Below are 18,462 nucleotides of genomic sequence, written 5' to 3'. Positions count from 1 at the left end.
GTTGCTGTGTGCGGCTAAAGCAGGGAACTTACTGCTGATCGATGTACAGGGGATTCACCTGTTGGCAAACAGCATCGTTGGCCGTTTGATTGACCACATCGGACGGAACAGAGGCTGCACCGTACGCCGTTCCGCTGCTGAAGTCTGTACCCACGTAGAGCTGCACGCCCGCTACGCCCGGAGCTTCCTGGACCTGCGCGGCCGGGATGCCGAAAAGTGTAGCGACGTCGGCAGCCACGTCCGCGAAGCCCGGTCCATAGTAAAGCACCGTCTGATCCACGGGATTAGCCAAGTAGGAGACCGTCTGAGCGAAACCGTTCCCTGTGAGTACGGTCATGAGCTCCTGAGCCCTGGTAGCAACGCCACTGCCGTTGGCAACGGCCACCGGCTGAATCGCTTTGTCGTACGCAGGTGCGGGAGGCGTGGTAGCCGTTGGCTGTGGGGCCGGGCTTTCGCTCGGTGCAGGAGGAGCCGTCGCACCCGGCGTTGTGAGGTCGAGGTCAGCACGAAGCGCAGCGAAAAGCTGCGATGCCTGGGGCTCGATGAGTTCCAACCTGTTAATGTCAGCCGCGGCGGCCTGAGTGGGCACCGCTACGAACGCCACCTTGGAAACATCGATGTCCTTGAGCCGCCCGCCAATGGTCAGCAGCGAAGGAACAGACGCCAGGCCCTCGTCCACAGTCAGGTTCTGCGTGACCACATCCGCGATCTGCAACAGCCTTTGCGGGTTACCCAGTGTTCCCTCATCCTTGAGCTTCCTGGTGAGGGATGAGAGGAACGCTTGCTGCCCCTTGATGCGGCCAAGGTCGCCTCCGTCACCGAAAGCATGCCTGGTCCGGAGGAACGCCAAAGCTTGTTCGCCTTCAACCAAGGAATCACCCTTGGCGAGGCGGAGCCGCGAATCCGGGTCAAACACCGGGTCACTGACGCAAACATTGACACCGCCCACAGCATGTGAGAGTTCCTTGACCGCGTTGAAGTCAGCCATCATGAAGTGGTCGATTTCCAAACCGGTCAACTGGTTCACGGTATCCACCGCGCAACCAATACCGGCCTCTGCCATGGCTTCATTGATCATCACGCCGCTGCGGGCAGGGAAGGTCTGGTTATTGGTACGGTCGGTGCATTGGGGCACGTCAACAAGAAGGTCGCGCGGGAAACTCAAGACATTGACGCGTTTATTGTCCGCGGAGATGTCCAGCAGCATCATGACATCGGAGTGGCCATAGCCGGTGGAGTCCTCAGTGCTACCGTATTCGGCGTTCTTGCCGTCACGGGTATCGGAGCCAAGGATCAGGATCTGCAGGCGATCCGTCTTATCGTCCACCAGCGGGTCACCGGCGTTGCGGGTTTCCCCGGCACTCAAGGGCGCCTTGGTGATATTGGTCTGCAGGCGGATAAACCAGAAAGCCGCAAAGGCAACGCCTGCCACCAGCGCAACGGAGACCACGCCGGTAACAATTTTCAACCAAAGCGGCAGGCCTTTGGGCGCGTTCATATGGCGAGGGGTACCGTCGGCATCCTCTCCATGGCGCGCCCCGGTGGGGCCAGCGGTGCCGGTGCCCTGCGGGCGGGCGTCACGACGTCGCACTATTCGGTTTACCTTTCATCAAACAGCTGGATCCCCGCAATCATAGTTGCCGTTTCTGGGAAGTTCCTTATCGGGCCCGTAGCCACGCCGGATCCAGTAACGCCAACTAGAACCCGAGTTTGACCAATTGCTTGGGATCGCGCTGCCAGTCTTTGGCTACTTTAACGTGGAGATCGAGGTAGATCCGGGTGCCGAGCAGCGTCTCGATACCCTTTCGGGCGTTGGTTCCCACCTCACGCAAACGGCTTCCGCCCTTGCCGATGATGATGGCCTTCTGGGAAGGCCGTTCAACATAAAGGTTCACGCGAACATCCAACAGCGGGTTGTCCTCGGTCCGGCCCTCACGGGGAACGATTTCCTCCACCACCACTGCGAGTGAGTGCGGAAGTTCATCGCGGACGCCCTCAAGTGCCGCTTCGCGAATCAGCTCTGCGATCATGACGGCCTCAGGCTCGTCCGTCAGCTCGCCGTCAGGATACAGCGGCGGTGATGACGGCATGTGGCTGATCAGGACATCTGCAACAGTGGAGACCTGAAAACCATCGGCGGCAGAAACAGGCACGATGTCAGCCCAGCCCTGCTCACCAAGAACATCGCGGCCCAACGCGGCGACTGCAAGCAATTGCTCCGTCAACGCCTGACGATCCACAAGGTCGGTTTTGGTCACAAGTGCCACGATGGGCTTGCGTCCGACGGCGGCAAGCTGAGCGGCGATGTATTTGTCGCCGGGGCCGATTTTTTCGTTTGCCGGCAGGCAGAAACCGATGGCATCGACTTCCGCCAGGGTGTCTGCAACAAGTTCATTGAGACGCTTTCCCAGCAGGGTACGCGGGCGGTGAAGGCCCGGAGTGTCCACAAGGATCAATTGGGCGTCGTCGCGGTGGACAATACCGCGAATGGTGTGCCGTGTAGTTTGCGGTTTGGCCGAGGTGATGGCCACTTTCTGGCCAACCAACGCGTTGGTCAGTGTCGATTTCCCCGCATTGGGCCGGCCGACAAGCACCGAGAAGCCAGCGTGGAAGCCACCGAAATCGGCATCGGCATCGAATTTCTTATTTTGCTTGCTCACGTGGAACTCCCTGTTGCGTTGAGTCGGCGTCATCGAGAAGGTCTTCAAAGTCAGTGTCTTCCTTTGGCATGGCTGCCGCAATGATGTGGCTGACCCTGTTACGGCGACCCTCCAGCCTATCTGCCCGGAGCGATATTCCGTTCACTTCAACGGAGCTCCCAACAATGGGAACCTGGCCAAGGGCTTTTGCAAGAAGACCGCCGACCGTATCCACCTCGTCGTCGTCCAGATCGATGTCGAAGAGTTCGCCCAGGTCATCGATGCTCATGCGGGCGCTCACGCGGTACGTGCCATCGCCGAGATCAACCGCTTCCTCGGCGGCGGCGTCGTATTCATCCACAATCTCGCCAACGATCTCTTCAATGAGGTCCTCAAGGGTGACCAGCCCGGCGGTGCCGCCGTACTCGTCGATGACGATCGCCACATGCGTGGACTCTTTTTGAAGTTCCCTCAAGAGGTCGCTCACAGGCTTGGATTCCGGGACATAACGGACGTCGCGTGCGAGCGAGTCAACGTCGTGGGCTTGTAATCCGGGTTCGCTGCGATGCATGGCCGCAGCCACATCCTTGAGGTAAAGAATTCCACGGATCTGGTCCGTGTTCTCACCAATGACCGGGATCCTTGAGTAGCCGGACCGCAGGAAAAGGCCCATTGCCGTTTCGAGGTCCGAGCCCGTACCGATACTGACAATGTCCGTGCGGGGAACCATCACCGAACGCACCAAGGTGTCACCGAAATCGAAGACCGAATGAATGAGCTCAGCCTCGTTGTCTTCGATCATGTCCGATTCCGCGGCACGATCCACGAATTCGCGGAACTCCTCTTCGCTGACGAAAGCGTCATCCCCGCTCGGGGCACCTGGTGCAACTGCCTGCCCCAAGGCCACCAACCAGCCAGGGATGGGTCCCAAAATCCAGCACAGGAACCTGATCAGCGGTGCAGTGAAGCGAACGACGGGGCCGGAGTGCGCCCGGCCCAACTGCCTGGGTGAAACACCCACCAGCACGAAGCCGATGACCGCCATGATTCCCGTGGCTGCGAGCCCGGCGAGCCACACGTTGTCCAGCAGACTATGCAGGACAACCGCAACGGCAACTGCCGCCGCCATTTCGAACCACACGCGCCAAAAACGCAGGGCCCGCATGTGCGCGATCGGGTTCTTGAGAATTCCCCCCAGCGCCTTACCCTTGCTCCGCACTATTGATTGTTCGGCCTCATGCCGGGGCAGGAAGTTGAACGCAGCCTCGGCTGCGGTCAGCAGTGCAACGAAGCTGAGAAAAACCAGCGCCATGCCGACCAGGATGATCGAGGTCACTGCATGGTCTCCATGGGGGCATCCTTGCCCAGGAATTCAGACAGCAGTTCCCGCTGCAAACCGAACATCTCTTCCTTTTCCTCCGGCTCCGCATGGTCAAAACCAAGCAGGTGGAGGATGCCATGGGTTGTCAGGAGCAGCATTTCGTCCTGCGTGGGGTGCCCGGCGTTGCGCGCCTGTACCTCGGCCACCTGAGGGCAAATAGCGATGTCGCCCAGCATGCCTTGCGGCGTGGGCTTCTCCGGAGTGCCCGGCGTCAGTTCGTCCATGGGCACGGACAAAACATCCGTAGCCCCGGGCTCGTCCATCAGTTCGATGTGCAGCTTTTCCATTGCCGGTTCATCGACAAGGAGAATGGATAGCTCTGCTTGGGGGTGGATGTACAGACGCTCAAAGATGAAGCGTGACAACGTCACCAGCTGGGCTTCGTCCACCACCACACCGGACTCGTTGTTTACTTCAATGCTCATTTGCGTACTCCACGGTTGTACTGTGCACCAGGTTTGTCTTGTGCACCAGGTTTGTCTTGGGCACCAGGTTTGTACTGGGCGTCGGTGCGGTGTGCGTCGTCCCATGTGCTGTAGGCGGAGACGATGTCAGCAACCAAGCGGTGCCGGACGACGTCAGCGGCCTCCAGAATGGAGAAGTTGACGTCATCGATTCCCTTCAGGATTTCCCTGACAATCCGCAACCCGGAGGTTGAACCGGAAGGCAGGTCTATCTGCGTGACATCGCCCGTGACCACCATTTTTGATCCGAAACCTAGGCGGGTCAGGAACATCTTCATCTGCTCCGGAGTGGTGTTTTGCGCTTCATCGAGAATGATGAATGCGTCGTTCAGCGTCCGTCCACGCATGTAGGCCAGGGGTGCGACCTCGATGGTCCCCGCAGCCATCAAGCGCGGGATGGACTCGGGATCCATCATGTCGTGCAATGCGTCATACAGCGGGCGAAGATACGGGTCGATCTTGTCGCTCAGCGTTCCGGGAAGGAAGCCCAGACGTTCCCCCGCTTCCACCGCAGGCCGGGTGAGGATGATCCGACTGACTTCCTTTGTCTGCAGCGCCTGGACTGCCTTGGCCATTGCCAGGTATGTCTTTCCGGTACCTGCGGGACCGATTCCGAAAATGACGGTGTTGTCGTCAATGGCGTCGACGTAGTTCTTCTGGTTCAGCGTCTTGGGCCGTATGGTCTTGCCCCTGCTGGACAGAATATTGTGCGTCAAGACATCAGCCGGATTCTGCACGGACTGGACCCTCAACAAGGACACGAGCTGCTGAAGGATGTCCGGAGTGACCACGGTCCCCTTCGCCACGAGCCCACGGACTTCCTCCAAGAGACGCATGATGCGTGGAATGACGGTGGAAGGCCCCGTCATGGAGAGCTCATTACCGCGGACATGGAAGTTGACGTCCTGGAACTGTTCCTCGATGTATCGCAAGGCTTCGTCGTGGCTGCCCAACGAGTGAACCATCTGGTCGGAGTTGTCGAACGTGACAACTTCCGTGCGCGTACCCGGTAGTGTGTGCGGGAACTCGGTGGGCGGCTGGTTGCCGTTTCCGGTCCTGAGCCGCCCGTTCAAAGATTCACTCATAGTGCTGGCCTCAAGGCCTTTTCTCCTCCGGTTGGTTCGTAATAACGCCATCGATTCGACATTCGTGGCCGCTCAAAGGCGCCAGCCCGGATGCCGGAATGTCTTCAATCCTACGCCAGCCCGGCCTGCGATGAGCCTCAACCGACGGCAACATCCGGGCCGGGGCCGTCATGTCAGACATATTGTCTCAACTCGGCATCAAGCGGGTATCAATCATGTTTCAGTTGGCCCCGGTCCGCCCAATCCCGGCCGGCCGCCGTCGACGATGTGCCAAGCTGGCATAGCGGGTGGCAGCAGCACCCTGCGGCCCGGCTTCTGCGGCTGGGGCCGCCAAGAGACATACGGCAAGGCAGGAAACCCATCACAAAGCCAGTAAGCATAGGGAACGGCGCGCGCAGAGGGACGAAATCCGTCATCGCCGCGCCGGCGATGCTTGCTGTCCTGTTGCTGACCGGTTGCATCGCCAATGGCGGCGGTAGCCAAGCAATCACGAGTTCACCACCTGTTACTGTCCAGGATGCCCCGGCCAGCCATGCCCCGCTGGAGACCACACAGGCTTCCACCAAAATCCCGGTCTACTGGATTGGCCGCAGCAAGGAAGAGGTTTACCTCTACCGCGAGTTCAGGGACATTTCCAGCGATGGAAACCCCGTGACTACAGCGCTCCGGATCATGATGGCTGAGAAACCCCTGGACCACGACTTCTTCACGCCTTGGCAGGACCCGGGAAGCCTCGCCACGTCCATCTCGGGCAAGAACGTGATTACCGTGGATATTTCGCGGGACGCCTTTAATTCAAACCTCGACGCCGGAATGGCACATCGCGCCGTTCAGCAGTTGGTCTATACAGCTACGGCAGCAGCCTCGTCCTCGGGACTTATCAACTCCGGCCAGCAGATCCAAGTAGTCATTTTGGTTGACGGGCACAAGGACTACATGGCGTTCGGGCAGGTGCAGCTCGGCCAACCCATGGAGCGGAACGCATCTTTGGTGGCACCGCTGTGGATTATCGATCCGCAGGAGGAAACATCCTTGCCCGCGGGTGTAGTCAAATTCAATGGCCGCAGCACCGACAGCTCAAGGCCGGTCAGCTGGCAGATCCTCCAAGACGACGGCAAGGGCGAAAAGACCAGCCTGCTCACAGGCCAGACCAAGGCAACCGGTGAGCCGGGACAATATGGTCTTTTCACTTTCAGCGCCACGCTGAAGACCGGAAAGTATGAGCTGCGGGTTTCACAAGTCGATGAAGCGGGCGCAACCATCGAAACGAGCACCGATACCCGCTTGTTCAACGTCGGTTAGTCTGCGGGCTGACTACCAGCGGCCCAGAACGTCGCTGGCAAGAACGACGGCGGCTGGTCCCGCCGTCGACGACCGCAAGACATGGTGACCCAAGAGGGCCGTCACCGCGCCCGAGTCGCTGAGCCGAGTTACTTCACGCGGTGAGATTCCGCCCTCAGGTCCCACGATCAAGAGAACTTCGCGCGGCTTACCTTCGTTAGGTAACGCCGCCAACTCTTCAAGGACAGTTCTCAGGGGGTTCTTGGCGTCTTCATGCAGGATGATGGCCATGTCAGCGTCCGCTACGGCCTTGGCCAAAGCAACGGTATCCACAATGGACCGCACCTCGGGAATCCAGGCACGCCGCGCCTGCTTGGCCGCGGCTGTGACCACCGACTGCCACTTCGCATGTGCTTTGGCGGCCCTCTCACCCTTCCACCGCACGATTGCACGCTCGGACTGCCAGGGGATAACAGCATCTATGCCGAGTTCCGTGGCAGTCTCGATGGCGAGTTCGTCGCGGTCGCCTTTAGCCAGGGCCTGGACCAGCACCAGCCGGACCTCCGGTTGCTCCTCGAACAGCACTTCGGAGGCCTTAACCGTCAAGGTGCTGGATCCGGCGTCGACCACTGTCCCTGTCAGCCGCACGCCGGCACCATCTGCAATATCCACGGGCTCGCCTGTGGTCAGGCGCTTAACCGTGACAGCATGCCGGGCCTCTGCACCCTCGAGGACGAAGGTGGAACCAAGGACTACCTGACCGAGGGAACCCGCCGGCGTGAAGAAAACAGGATTGCTCACTGCTATAGGTTACCGAGCTTGTCCCGCAGCTTTGCGAACATACCGCCGCTGGCCACAAGCTTTCCTTCCGTAAACTGCTCGCCACGCAGCTTGGCCAGCTGCTGCAAGAGTTCTTCCTGGGCGGGGTCGAGCTTGCTGGGCGTCTCCACATGCAGGTGCACCTTGAGGTCGCCACGGCCGTAGCCCCGGAGGTGCGTGACACCCAGGCCGCGGAGGGTAATGACTTCTCCCGATTGCGTGCCGGCCTTCACATCAATGTCCTGTGCGCCGTCGAAAGTGTCCAGCTGCAGCTCGGTTCCCAGCGCGGCCGCCGTCATGGGCACGCTGAGCGTGGCGTGAAGGTCGTCGCCTTCACGCATGAACATGGCGTCGTTGTTAACCCGGATCTCTACATAGAGGTCACCTGCAGGACCACCTGCGGGCCCCGCTTCGCCCTGTCCGGACAGCTGGATGCGCGTACCGGTTGCGACGCCTGCCGGGACCTTGATGGTGAGGGAACGGCGGCTGCGGATACGGCCCTGCCCGTTGCACTCGTTGCAGGGATCCTTGATGACGGTGCCGAAGCCTTCGCAGGAACCGCAGGGGGCGGTGGTCATGACCTGGCCGAGGATGGATCGGACAGCCCGCTGAACCTGGCCACTGCCACCGCAAATGTCGCAGCGCTCCGGATGGGTGCCCGGGCGGCAGCAGCTGCCATCACAGGTGGGGCAGACCACGGCGGTGTCCACTTCAAGCTTCTTGTTGACGCCGAACACGGCGTCCTTCAGGTCGATGCGGACGCTGATGAGCGCGTCCTGGCCGCGACGGACACGGGAGGCCGGTCCACCGTGGCCACCGCCTCCACCAAAGAAGGTGTCGAAGATGTCCTGGAACGCGAAACCCTGGCCGGAATAGCCGCCACCGAAACCGTTGTCGGTGCCGTTCTCATTGCCCGTGGCGTCGTAGACCCGGCGTTTCTGGGGGTCTGACAACACTTCGTAAGCGTGGGTCACGGCCTTGAACTGTTCCGCGACATCCTCACCGGGGTTTACGTCGGGGTGCAGTTTCCGCGCCAACTTGCGGTACGCCTTTTTGATCTCTTCCCCGGTGGCTTCCGGCGAGACTCCCAAAACGTCATAGTGGCTGCTCAAAGTCGGTATCTCTTCCTTGTTGTACTGCGGATGTTTCCTCGGACCGGTGTTCAGCCGCCGAGAATGCGGGAAAGGTAACGGGCCACGGCACGAACGGCTGCCATGGTGGTGGGATAGTCCATGCGTGTGGGACCGAGAATCCCCACCTTGGCGCCGGAGCCGTAGCCCGTAGCCACGACGGATGCCTCAGCCAAGCCGTCGTACGGATTCTCGCGTCCAATGCTCACAGTGACTCCGCGGGGGTCATCCCCCATATCGGACAACAACCGGAGCATGACAACTTGTTCCTCGAGTGCTTCCAGCACGGGACCGATGCTCAGGGGGAAATCCACGTTGGAGCGCGCAAGGTTGGCCGTTCCTGCCATCAGGATGCGCTCTTCTCGGCTGGTGTCACTGAGCGATTGGAGTCCCTGGGCCAACGTCTGCGCCAGGCTGCGGAGCTCCGGCGGGCACAGGGCAACTACCGATGGGAGCACTTGCGGCAAGAGAGCCAGTTGCGTGGCGGCAATGCTGCCGAGGAAGCGGGACCTCAGGAGCATCAAGGCTTCGTTGCTTACGTCCGAGCCGGCGTCGATGACCTTCTGCCCTACGCTGCCGGTGTCCGCGATGAGGACCACGAGCACCTGCTTTGGGCCCAACAGGACGAACTCCACGTGACGGACCAGTGCGCGGTTGGAATGCGGATACTGCACGACGGCCACCTGATTGGTCAGCTGCGACAGGAGCCTTACGGTGCGCTCCAGGATGTCGTCAACCTCATCGGGGCCCTCTAGCAACGAATGGATGGCCCTGCGTTCGGCGGCCGAGAGCGGCTTTACCTGCGAAATGCGGTCGACGAACAGGCGGTAGCCCTTGTCCGTAGGGATTCTCCCTGCACTGGTGTGGGGGGCCGCGATGAGGCCTTCCTCTTCCAAGACAGCCATGTCGTTCCTGATGGTGGCACTGGAAACGCCAAGATGGTGCCGCTCCACGAGGGCCTTCGAACCGACAGGTTCCCTGGAATGCACGTAATCCTCAACGATGGCACGCAGCACCTCAAGCTTGCGCGGCTCACTCATTGCTCCACCTCCTGACGACTGCCATGGTCCCTGGGACCGGTCAACGCGGGATCTCAATCGGACCACCACACTTAGCACTCAACATGCCCAAGTGCTAACAAGTCTAGTATGAGCCACCCCGTTGCTAGCATTGAAACCTGCCGCGGCCGGCTTCGGCCCGCACCATAAACCAGCACAAAGGTAGGAATCCCTTGGCTTTCGACAATTGGGGACCGCAGGATCTGTCCGCTCCAGCCAAAAAGCAGCTGCCGGAAGTAGCCGTCCAGCGGGGAATGGTCCTCGAGGACGTCCAGTCCGGCTGGGTGGGCGAAGTCACCCGCGTTGAGAAATCGGGCGGAATGCATGTGGTCTCCCTTGAGGACCGGCGCGGAAAGACCAAATCTTTCCAGCTCGGATACGGGTTCCTGTTGGAGGGCCAGGCCATACGGCTTATGCCTCCTGCTGCCCGCCCTGCCGCCTCTGCCGCCCCTTCCACCCGGACAGCCTCCGGATCCGTGAGGGTACAGGGCCAACGTGCCCAGGTGGCCAAGGCGAGCCGCGTCTGGGTCGAAGGAAAGCACGACGCCGAACTCGTCGAGAAGGTCTGGGGTGACGATCTGCGCGTGGAAGGCATCGTCGTGGAGCCATTGCATGGCGTAGACGACCTGAAGTCGGCCATCGCTGCCTTCAACCCCGGGCCGGGTCGCCGACTCGGCATCTTGGTGGACCACCTTGTCCCCGGCTCCAAAGAGTCGCGCATCGCAGCCGATGCCATGACGGTACCGGGGGCTGCAGGAAACGTTTTGATTGTCGGCCACCCCTACGTGGACGTCTGGCAGGCCATCCGGCCAAAGGTCCTGGGCATTGAGGCATGGCCGGAAGTCCCCCGCGGGATCGACTGGAAGACGGGAATCCTCAGCGCGTTCGGCTGGCCCCACGACACAGCCGAGGACATAGGCTTGGGCTGGCAACGTCTCCTTGGTGCAGTACGCACGTATGCCGACCTCGAGGCATCGCTGCTGGGACGCGTTGAGGAAGTCATCGATTTCCTGACAGTTCCCTGAGGCAACGTCCACGAAGGAACATCAACCACCGTGTCAAAGGGGCGTTGGTCCCGGGAAGCACGTTGGGGCCGGTATTCTGGGACAGCAACACCGCAGCATCTTTACAGCAAAGGGAAGACACCGTGGCAGATAACGCTCCTGAAGAACCGGGCAGCGCCGCAGGCCGGCCCCAGTACCATGGCGCGCCTGCCAACGCACTACCGTTGACGGCCAGCGAGGACAGGCAGTGGGCTACGCTGGCCCACTTCGGCGGCATCCTGGGATGCCTGCCGTCCCTTCTGATCTACTTGATTTTCCGGGATCGCGGGCCGTTCACCGCGCAGGAATCAAAAGAAGCCCTGAACTTCACGCTGCCTCCCACCATCGCTGCAGTGCTGGCCAACATCCTGGTGCTGCTGCCCGTGGTGGGCAACATCTTCGCCGTCATCGCCACGGCTATCTGGGTGGCACTGACGTGCTTCTCCGTCTCGGCGGGAATCCGGGTCAACCACGGGCAGCCTCACCGTTACAAGGTCAACCTGCGCTGGATCAAGTAGCCCGCCCTCCCCCTCCAGAGGGAAGGGCGCAGAGGTTAGTCGGGAAGAATCCTTCGGACTACGGCGTCAGCCAAGAGCCGACCCTTCAGGGTCAAGACCAAGCGACCCTTGAATGCCTGCACCGGGTCAACCAGTTCGTCGGCAATCAGCCCGGCCATCGCATGCCGTCCGATCGCGTCCAAGGCGTCCACGGACAACCCTGTTCCAAGCCGCGCTTCAAGCATGATGCGCTCAACTTCCCGGGTTTCGACGTCGAGGGTTTCCCGTCCGGCAGCCGGTGAGGTTCCGCTCCCGAGCCGTGAGGCATACGCCGTGGGGTGCTTGACGTTCCACCATCGGACACCCCCCACGTGGGAGTGGGCTCCGGGGCCGATGCCCCACCAGTCATCTCCGCGCCAATAGGCAAGATTATGCCGGCAAGCCTGTTCCGGCGTCCGGGACCAATTGCTGACCTCGTACCAGTTCAAGCCCGCTTCAGAGATCATCTTGTCGGCCAACTCGTACTTGGAGGCGTGGTCGTCATCGTCAATACCGGGTACTTCGCCGCGACGTATCTGGGCCGCAAGTTTGGTGCCGTCCTCCACAATCAACGCGTAGGCACTGATGTGATCTGGTTGGTACGAGAGCGCAGTTTCGAGTGACAGCTGCCAGTCGGCCATGGACTCTCCGGGCGTGCCGTAAATGAGGTCAAGGCTAACTGCCAGGCCGGCTTCGCGCGCCCACTGCACAACGAGTGGCACACGGCTGGGCGTATGGGTGCGGTCCAGTACCTTCAGAACGTGCGGAACCGCGGATTGCATGCCGAAGGAGACCCTGGTGAATCCGGCATCAGCCAACACTCTGAGGGATTCAGGTGTCACCGAATCTGGATTTGCCTCGGTTGTCACCTCGGCGCCGGGCTCCAGGCCCCAATGGCCGACGGCGGCACGCAGGATCCGCGCCAGGTCTTCCGCCGGGAGGAGCGTTGGGGTACCACCGCCAAAGAAGACAGTGCTGAGGGGACGTCGAGGCAAACCGGAGGCGTCAAGTGCCAGAGAGGCGAAGTCCAGCTCGGATACGGCCGTGGAAGCGTAGGCGTCCTGCGATGCACCGCCACCGAGTTCGGTTGCAGTGTAGGTGTTGAAATCGCAATAGCCACACCGCACGGCACAGAACGGTATGTGGACATAGAGCCCGAACTTGCGGTGCTCGACGCCGGCCAACACCTGCGGAGGCAATATGCCATCCGCAGGTGCCGGGTCGCCCAAAGGTAGGACGCTGGGCATCTACTTCTTGGCCTTGTCCTTGGACTCGTCAGTGGTCAGGGCTGCAATGAATGCCTCTTGGGGCACCTCCACGCGGCCCACCATCTTCATGCGCTTCTTGCCCTCCTTCTGCTTCTCGAGCAGCTTGCGCTTACGGGTGATGTCACCGCCGTAGCACTTGGCAAGAACGTCCTTACGGATGGCCCGGATGCTCTCACGGGCAATGATGCGGGATCCGATGGCGGCCTGGATGGGTACCTCGAATTGCTGCCTCGGAATAAGCTCACGGAGCTTCCCCGTCATCATCACACCGTAGGCGTAGGCCTTGTCACGGTGGGTGATGGCGCTGAAAGCATCCACTTGCTCACCCTGCAGCAGGATGTCCACCTTGACCAGATCCGCCACCTGCTCGCCATCGGCCTTCCAGTCCAGCGATGCGTAGCCGCGGGTCTTGGACTTCAGGAGGTCGAAGAAGTCGAACACAATCTCAGCCAGCGGGATCCAATAGCGAAGCTCCACGCGGTCTTCGGACAGGTAGTCCATCCCGCGCATCTGGCCACGGCGACTCTGGCACAGTTCCATGATGGAACCCACGAACTCGTTGGGCGCCAGGATGGTTGCGGACACCATTGGTTCACGGACCTCGGAGATCTTGCCCGTGGGGTACTCGCTGGGGTTGGTGACGTGGATGACCTTCTTGTCCTCAAGGGTCACCTCGTACTCCACGTTGGGAGCAGTTGAGATGAGGTCGAGGTTGTACTCGCGTTCGAGGCGCTCACGCGTGATTTCGAGGTGCAGCAAGCCGAGGAACCCTACGCGGAAGCCGAAGCCCAGCGCTGCAGACGTCTCGGGCTCGTAAACCAGCGCGGCGTCGTTGAGCATCAGCTTTTCGAGGGCATCGCGGAGGACAGGGTAATCTGTGCCGTCCAGCGGGTAGAGACCGGAGAAGACCATCGGCTTGGCGTCGGCGTAGCCGCTGAGCGACTCCGAGGCCGGCTTGGCCAGGTTAGTGACAGTATCGCCAACCTTGGACTGGCGGACGTCCTTCACACCTGTGATCAGGTACCCCACCTCGCCGACGCCCAGGCCCTTGGACGGTGTGGGCTCCGGGGAGCTGACACCAATCTCCAAGAGCTCATGCGTTGCCCGGGTGGACATCATCTGAATGCGTTCGCGCGGGTGAAGCATGCCGTCCACCACGCGGACGTAGGTGACCACGCCGCGGTAGGTGTCATAGACAGAGTCGAAAATCATGGCGCGGGCCGGAGCATTGGGATCACCAACGGGCGCGGGAAGGTCGCGGACAATCTTGTCCAGCAACGCCTCCACGCCTACGCCGGTCTTGCCGGAAACCTTGAGGACATCCTCGGGGTCGCCACCAATGAGGTTGGCCAGTTCCGCCGCATACTTCTCGGGCTGCGCGGCCGGAAGGTCGATCTTGTTCAGCACAGGAATGATGGTGAGGTTGTTTTCCATCGCCAAGTACAAGTTCGCGAGGGTTTGAGCCTCAATGCCCTGGGCCGCATCCACCAACAGCACTGCGCCTTCACAAGCTGCCAAGGAACGGGAAACTTCGTAGGTGAAGTCGACGTGGCCGGGAGTATCGATCATGTTCAGCGCGTAGCTGTTGCCATCGAGTTCCCACGGCATGCGAACAGCCTGGGACTTGATGGTGATGCCGCGCTCACGTTCGATATCCATACGGTCCAGATACTGGGCCTTCATGTCGCGTTGCTTAACGACGCCGGTGTACTGCAGCATGCGGTCGGCCAAGGTGGACTTACCGTGGTCAATGTGGGCAATGATGCAGAAGTTCCGGATGATGGCCGGATCTGTTGCGGCGGGCACCGGTGCGGTGCGGGCCATGGGAGACACGCAGGATCCTTACTGTCGACACTCACACGGCAATTCCGCGACTGGGCATAGGCCAGCCGGAAAACGCCGCGCATCTGATCCTCTAGTCTCCCATGAACCGGCGCTTCGCCGTACATTGCCTGCCGGGCGTCCGCAGTGGACGGTTGTAGCGTTGTCACATGGCTTTCGACTTGCGCCCCTTGGGCAAACTTCTCCTGCGATCATTCAAGGCGCTGGGAGGCAGCCGCACCAACGCCGGCACCCCCTTGGGCGCCCCCTCGAGCGCTCCGGGCAATCAATCCCGGCGGACCGCCGTCGGGCACCCGCCCGGCTCCTACCCCGGCGACTTCCGCGGGGCCGTCAAAGTGAACTACTCCCCCAAGCCTGACGGCCAACCGGATCCCGGGGAGATCGTATGGAGTTGGGTCCCTTACGAAGAGGATCACTCACGCGGTAAGGACCGGCCCGTCCTTCTTATTGGACGGGACGGCGGCTGGCTCCTGGGGCTGATGCTGACATCCAAAGACCACGACAACGGGAACAGGGCGGATGACTACGTCGATATTGGAGCGGGTTCCTGGGATCGACAGGGCCGGGCGAGTGAGATCAACGTAGGCCGCATCATCCGCCTGGATCCCGAGGCAATCCGGCGCGAAGGCGCAATCTTGGGGAAAACACCGTTTATGGAGGTCTCCCGGGCCGTGCGCGCCAGGCACGGTGGGAACTGAACCGCCTGCAACTAACACGACGAGTCGTGGGTGAGCCATACTTTCTGCTATCCTTTATAGCTGTGTGTCCGTGCAGGTCGACGGCCATACATGGTTGGCTGCCATAGGCATCCCCACGCCGCTCAGTCGATGGCCAACCTGAAAACCCTCTAGACCATTTCCGCATTAAAAAGAGAGTTCATACGTGGCTAATATCAAGTCCCAGAAGAAGCGCATCCTCACCAACGAGAAGGCTCGCCTGCGTAACAACGCTGTCAAGTCCGAGCTGAAGACGGCCATCCGCGCCGTCAACACCGCCGTTGAGTCTGCTGACAAGGATGCTGCTGGAACTGCACTTGTTGCTGCCAGCCGCAAGCTGGACAAGGCTGTCAGCAAGGGCGTTATTCACAAGAACAACGCTGCAAACCGCAAGTCGGCGATCTCCAAGAAGGTCAACGCACTCTAAGGTTTTTCCAGTTCGACTGAGCTGATCAAAAGGCCGGCGCCCCATGGGCGCCGGCCTTTGGGTTTAAGCAGGCCAGTCAGCACCGACGCGCACAAGCGGCGGCCGACATCAGCGGCGACTGGCCGAGGTGGCGATGACCGTGACCGCGTGCTCAACCGCGTAGACAGGGTCCCGCGACTCGCCCTTCACTTGGGCATCGGCTTCTGCAATGACTTGGATGGAGCGAATCAGGCCTTCCGGGGTCCAGCGGCGGACATCACGCTGGGCCTGTTCCACAAGCCACGGCTGCATACCCAGGTTTTTGGCGATGGTGGCGGGTGAACCGTTGGCACCCGCAACTTTGGCCAAGGTCCTCAGCTTGGCAGCCAGTGCTGCAACCAGGGGAACCGGATCAACGCCGGTGGCCAAGGCGTGGCGCAGGGTGGACAGTGCAACCGGTCCGTTGCCGGCCATGGCAGCATCGGCCACCTTGAAAGCCGTAGCTTCAACTCGGCCGCCGTAGTAGCGCTCAACAGTCTCGGCTGTGACGGCTGTGGTGGCGTCGGCAATCAACTGGCTGCAGGCAGCAGCAAGCTCGGAAAGATTGGCGCCCACCGCATTCACCAAGGCCTGGACAGCCTCGCCCTCAATGCGTCGTCCGCCGGCCCTGAACTCGGAGACGACAAACGCGGTCTTGTCAGAGTCTTTCTTCAGGGGTTGGCAATCGATGACGGGCCATCCGGCGGACTTGACGGCGTCGAGCAGCTTCTTGCCCCGGACTCCCCCGGCATGGCGAAGGACGAGGACAACGTCTGGGTCCGGATGCTGAAGGTAGGCCAATCCGTCGGACAGGAAGGCGTCATTCATGGCCTCGAGACCCTCGACCTCGATGAGCTTGCCCTCGCCGAAGAGAGACGGGGTAACGGTCATCGCCAACGACCCGGCCTCGTAGGCACCCGCGTTCAACCGGCTGAGCTCAACATCCGGTGTAGCGGTTCGCACGTGGCTACGGATGCCGTCCATGGCGCGGATACCAAGATACTCTTCCGGGCCCATGATCAGGACTACGGCGGCCGGCGCCGCATCACGCCAGCTGACGGTGTTCGCCGCGACGCTCTTGGCCCGGGTGTTTTGGGCAGCAGCCACTGGTAGTTCCTTCCGGACGTTTCTTTGCAGGCTTCAAGTCTGCCATGTTTGGTGATGACCCCGCGCTCAAGAAGCAACACGATGATGTGGTGCACGCCCAGGACACGGCCCCACACCCCTGCCGGGTGCAGCAACATCCAAACGATCGGGATGCTCAAAAGTGACATGGTAGCCATGGCCACCACTCCAGCCGGGCCTTCGGCCCACGGCAGGGCCGCCCCGGGCATATGGGCGAAGAACCTCGCCATACCAGCCACGGCACCTGCACATGTTCCCGCAACGGCGATAGGTACCACTGCCAACCAAGGAAGGGTCGCAGCCAGTGGAACGGCGATCGTCCCAAGGATAGTCACCGGAGCCACCAAAGGACCGGCCACCACGTTCGCGATGAGTGCGTAAGGAGTGCACTGTGGTTGAAGGGCCACAATCACCGGGCAGCACAGCAACTGGGCCGACAACGGTACGGCCACCCCGGCAGCCAACCACCGTGGCACGCTGGAAGGCATCCACGACGCAACGCGCGTGGCCAGCAGCACGATACCCAGCGTTGCCAGGACGGACAGGAGGAACCCGACATTTGCAGCCATGCTCGGATCGAGCAGCAAAAGAACGATGGTGGCAAGACAGAGGAAAGTGAGGGACCTGCCCCGCAGGCCACCGATGAGGGCAGCCAGCCCCACGGTCCCCATGACAGCAGCACGTAAAACACTCGGGTCCGGCCCCACCATGACAACAAAAGCCATAAGACCGCACGCCGCCAAAACTCCGGCAACCGGGCGGGTGAGCCTCAGGCATCTCGCCAGCAAAATGAAGCCTCCCAGCACCAGGCTGCAGTTTGCACCACTAACTGCGGTGAGATGTGTCATTCCGGTGGTCTTCATATCCGCCTCAAGACTTTCCAGCAGGGCGGTGGTGTCCCCCGTGACCATTCCCGGCATCAGACCGGCCGCGTCCGGAGGCAACCAACTCGACGCTGCCACAAACTGTCGACGTACCTCACCGGCGGACCGTCGGACATCAAAAGCCGACGTCATGATGATGGGAGCGGAGGACGCGGACAGGAGAGCTGCCTGTGTTTGTCCTTCCCGCACAGCCTTGAGTGTTCCTGAAGTTCTAATGCTTTGCCCGGGCCGCACGTCTTGCCAGCCAGTTCCTCCAACAACCATCACCTCTGCGGAACCACGAATGACAGTTCCGTTGGATGTGAGCTCAAGCGACGTCGCAGTCACCGACCATCTGTTTCCACCGGATTGGCTCGGCATGGGGACCTCCGCAGGCATTCCTGTGACCAGCAGTTGAATGAAGACACCGCCTCCCCTTGCCACCGCCTCAGACAATGGGCCGGTCTCCCGCGTGTTGGCCACAACAGCACAATGGACAGCTACTGCTGCACCCAGGACACAGGCGAGGGCTAAGGTGGCAGCCATCGTTCCGGCACGAACCGATGCCGCTCCGCGACGCCGCGCCCCAACCAGGAGCAGTCCCCCGACCACGGCCAGTACTCCTGCCACAGAGGCGGACCACGCTGCGTCGATGAAGGCTCCGGCAAGTGCAACGGACCACGTGACCAGCACGGCAGGAACAAGCCGCAGATCCGTGCGCTTCGATGCCGTCGCGCCCCCAGCGGGTTCAACCGTTCCTGCCACCG

17 protein-coding genes are annotated in these 18,462 nt (G+C 61.3%); 5 read left to right on the top strand and 12 right to left on the bottom strand.

Annotated features, from left to right (window positions below):
* Window positions 1-28: 28 nt before the first annotated feature.
* The 5 genes from J3A64_RS05600 to J3A64_RS05580 form a co-directional block, all read right to left on the bottom strand.
* Window positions 29-1,591, bottom strand: a complete 1,563-nt coding sequence (locus tag J3A64_RS05600) for an LCP family protein (protein ID WP_011774912.1) — start codon at window positions 1,589-1,591, stop codon at window positions 29-31.
* 106 nt (window positions 1,592-1,697) lie between these two features.
* A complete protein-coding gene (gene era, locus J3A64_RS05595; RefSeq protein WP_017197589.1) occupies window positions 1,698-2,660 on the bottom strand; it encodes a GTPase Era in 963 nt (320 codons plus the stop codon).
* Entirely contained in the window at window positions 2,644-3,975 is a 1,332-nt protein-coding gene (locus J3A64_RS05590; protein WP_011774914.1) for a hemolysin family protein, read from the bottom strand. The genes era and J3A64_RS05590 overlap by 17 nt, the downstream gene beginning before the upstream one ends.
* Complete coding sequence (ybeY, locus tag J3A64_RS05585) at window positions 3,972-4,445, bottom strand: rRNA maturation RNase YbeY (protein WP_011774915.1); 474 nt, start codon at window positions 4,443-4,445, stop codon at window positions 3,972-3,974. The genes J3A64_RS05590 and ybeY overlap by 4 nt, the downstream gene beginning before the upstream one ends.
* A complete protein-coding gene (locus J3A64_RS05580) occupies window positions 4,442-5,569 on the bottom strand; it encodes a PhoH family protein (protein WP_052295499.1) in 1,128 nt (375 codons plus the stop codon). The genes ybeY and J3A64_RS05580 overlap by 4 nt, the downstream gene beginning before the upstream one ends.
* A 429-nt stretch (window positions 5,570-5,998) precedes the next feature.
* Here J3A64_RS05580 and J3A64_RS05575 point away from each other — a divergent pair, with 429 nt between their 5' ends.
* Window positions 5,999-6,871 carry a GerMN domain-containing protein gene (locus J3A64_RS05575; protein WP_043470302.1) on the top strand — a complete coding sequence of 291 codons (873 nt, stop codon included), beginning with the start codon at window positions 5,999-6,001 and terminating at the stop codon, window positions 6,869-6,871.
* Between the two features lie 12 nt (window positions 6,872-6,883).
* On the opposite strand, the gene J3A64_RS05570 is transcribed toward J3A64_RS05575, so the two are convergent.
* The 3 genes from J3A64_RS05570 to hrcA are packed head-to-tail and all read right to left on the bottom strand — an operon-like array spanning window position 6,884 to window position 9,839.
* Window positions 6,884-7,651 (bottom strand): 16S rRNA (uracil(1498)-N(3))-methyltransferase, encoded by a 768-nt coding sequence (locus tag J3A64_RS05570; protein WP_210063780.1) that lies wholly within the window; start codon window positions 7,649-7,651, stop codon window positions 6,884-6,886.
* A gap of 2 nt (window positions 7,652-7,653) precedes the next feature.
* A complete protein-coding gene (gene dnaJ, locus J3A64_RS05565) occupies window positions 7,654-8,781 on the bottom strand; it encodes a molecular chaperone DnaJ (RefSeq protein WP_011774919.1) in 1,128 nt (375 codons plus the stop codon).
* 50 nt (window positions 8,782-8,831) lie between these two features.
* Window positions 8,832-9,839: a heat-inducible transcriptional repressor HrcA gene (hrcA, locus tag J3A64_RS05560; RefSeq protein WP_014921957.1), complete on the bottom strand. Its 1,008-nt coding sequence runs from the start codon at window positions 9,837-9,839 to the stop codon at window positions 8,832-8,834.
* A 191-nt stretch (window positions 9,840-10,030) separates the two neighbouring features.
* On the opposite strand from hrcA, the gene J3A64_RS05555 reads away from it, so the two are divergent.
* Window positions 10,031-10,882 (top strand): DUF3097 domain-containing protein, encoded by an 852-nt coding sequence (locus J3A64_RS05555; protein WP_210063779.1) that lies wholly within the window; start codon window positions 10,031-10,033, stop codon window positions 10,880-10,882.
* 122 nt (window positions 10,883-11,004) lie between these two features.
* Window positions 11,005-11,418 (top strand): DUF4870 domain-containing protein, encoded by a 414-nt coding sequence (locus tag J3A64_RS05550; protein ID WP_026005318.1) that lies wholly within the window; start codon window positions 11,005-11,007, stop codon window positions 11,416-11,418.
* Between the two features lie 35 nt (window positions 11,419-11,453).
* Here J3A64_RS05550 and hemW read toward each other — a convergent pair whose 3' ends face one another.
* Window positions 11,454-12,683, bottom strand: a complete 1,230-nt coding sequence (gene hemW, locus J3A64_RS05545; protein ID WP_011774923.1) for a radical SAM family heme chaperone HemW — start codon at window positions 12,681-12,683, stop codon at window positions 11,454-11,456.
* Entirely contained in the window at window positions 12,684-14,537 is a 1,854-nt protein-coding gene (gene lepA / locus J3A64_RS05540; RefSeq protein WP_011774924.1) for a translation elongation factor 4, read from the bottom strand.
* Between the two features lie 158 nt (window positions 14,538-14,695).
* Here lepA and J3A64_RS05535 point away from each other — a divergent pair, with 158 nt between their 5' ends.
* The gene (locus tag J3A64_RS05535; RefSeq protein WP_011774925.1) at window positions 14,696-15,244 is read left to right on the top strand and encodes a type II toxin-antitoxin system PemK/MazF family toxin; all 549 of its coding nucleotides are present in this window, start codon (window positions 14,696-14,698) and stop codon (window positions 15,242-15,244) included.
* A gap of 184 nt (window positions 15,245-15,428) precedes the next feature.
* A complete protein-coding gene (gene rpsT, locus J3A64_RS05530; protein WP_011774926.1) occupies window positions 15,429-15,689 on the top strand; it encodes a 30S ribosomal protein S20 in 261 nt (86 codons plus the stop codon).
* Window positions 15,690-15,797: 108 nt separating this feature from the next.
* On the opposite strand, the gene holA is transcribed toward rpsT, so the two are convergent.
* Complete coding sequence (holA, locus tag J3A64_RS05525) at window positions 15,798-16,814, bottom strand: DNA polymerase III subunit delta (protein ID WP_043470307.1); 1,017 nt, start codon at window positions 16,812-16,814, stop codon at window positions 15,798-15,800.
* The gene (locus J3A64_RS05520; protein WP_307807162.1) at window positions 16,733-18,460 is read right to left on the bottom strand and encodes a ComEC/Rec2 family competence protein; all 1,728 of its coding nucleotides are present in this window, start codon (window positions 18,458-18,460) and stop codon (window positions 16,733-16,735) included. The genes holA and J3A64_RS05520 overlap by 82 nt, the downstream gene beginning before the upstream one ends.
* Window positions 18,461-18,462: the final 2 nt, after the last annotated feature.

Source organism: Pseudarthrobacter sp. PvP004 (assembly GCF_017876035.1).
Lineage (GTDB): Bacteria > Actinomycetota > Actinomycetes > Actinomycetales > Micrococcaceae > Arthrobacter > Arthrobacter aurescens_A.
Note: the sequence above shows the minus strand (reverse complement) of the source record. Positions and strands in the feature narration are given on the sequence as shown.

Bases quoted from the DNA above. Each gene is read 5' to 3' on its own strand.
- ybeY (WP_011774915.1), bottom strand. From the start codon at position 4,445: ATGAGCATTGAAGTAAACAACGAGTCCGGTGTGGTGGTGGACGAAGCC.
- J3A64_RS05580 (WP_052295499.1), bottom strand. From the start codon at position 5,569: ATGAGTGAATCTTTGAACGGGCGGCTCAGGACCGGAAACGGCAACCAG.
- J3A64_RS05575 (WP_043470302.1), top strand. From the start codon at position 5,999: ATGCTTGCTGTCCTGTTGCTGACCGGTTGCATCGCCAATGGCGGCGGT.
- hemW (WP_011774923.1), bottom strand. From the start codon at position 12,683: ATGCCCAGCGTCCTACCTTTGGGCGACCCGGCACCTGCGGATGGCATA.
- J3A64_RS05535 (WP_011774925.1), top strand. From the start codon at position 14,696: ATGGCTTTCGACTTGCGCCCCTTGGGCAAACTTCTCCTGCGATCATTC.
- hrcA (WP_014921957.1), bottom strand. From the start codon at position 9,839: ATGAGTGAGCCGCGCAAGCTTGAGGTGCTGCGTGCCATCGTTGAGGAT.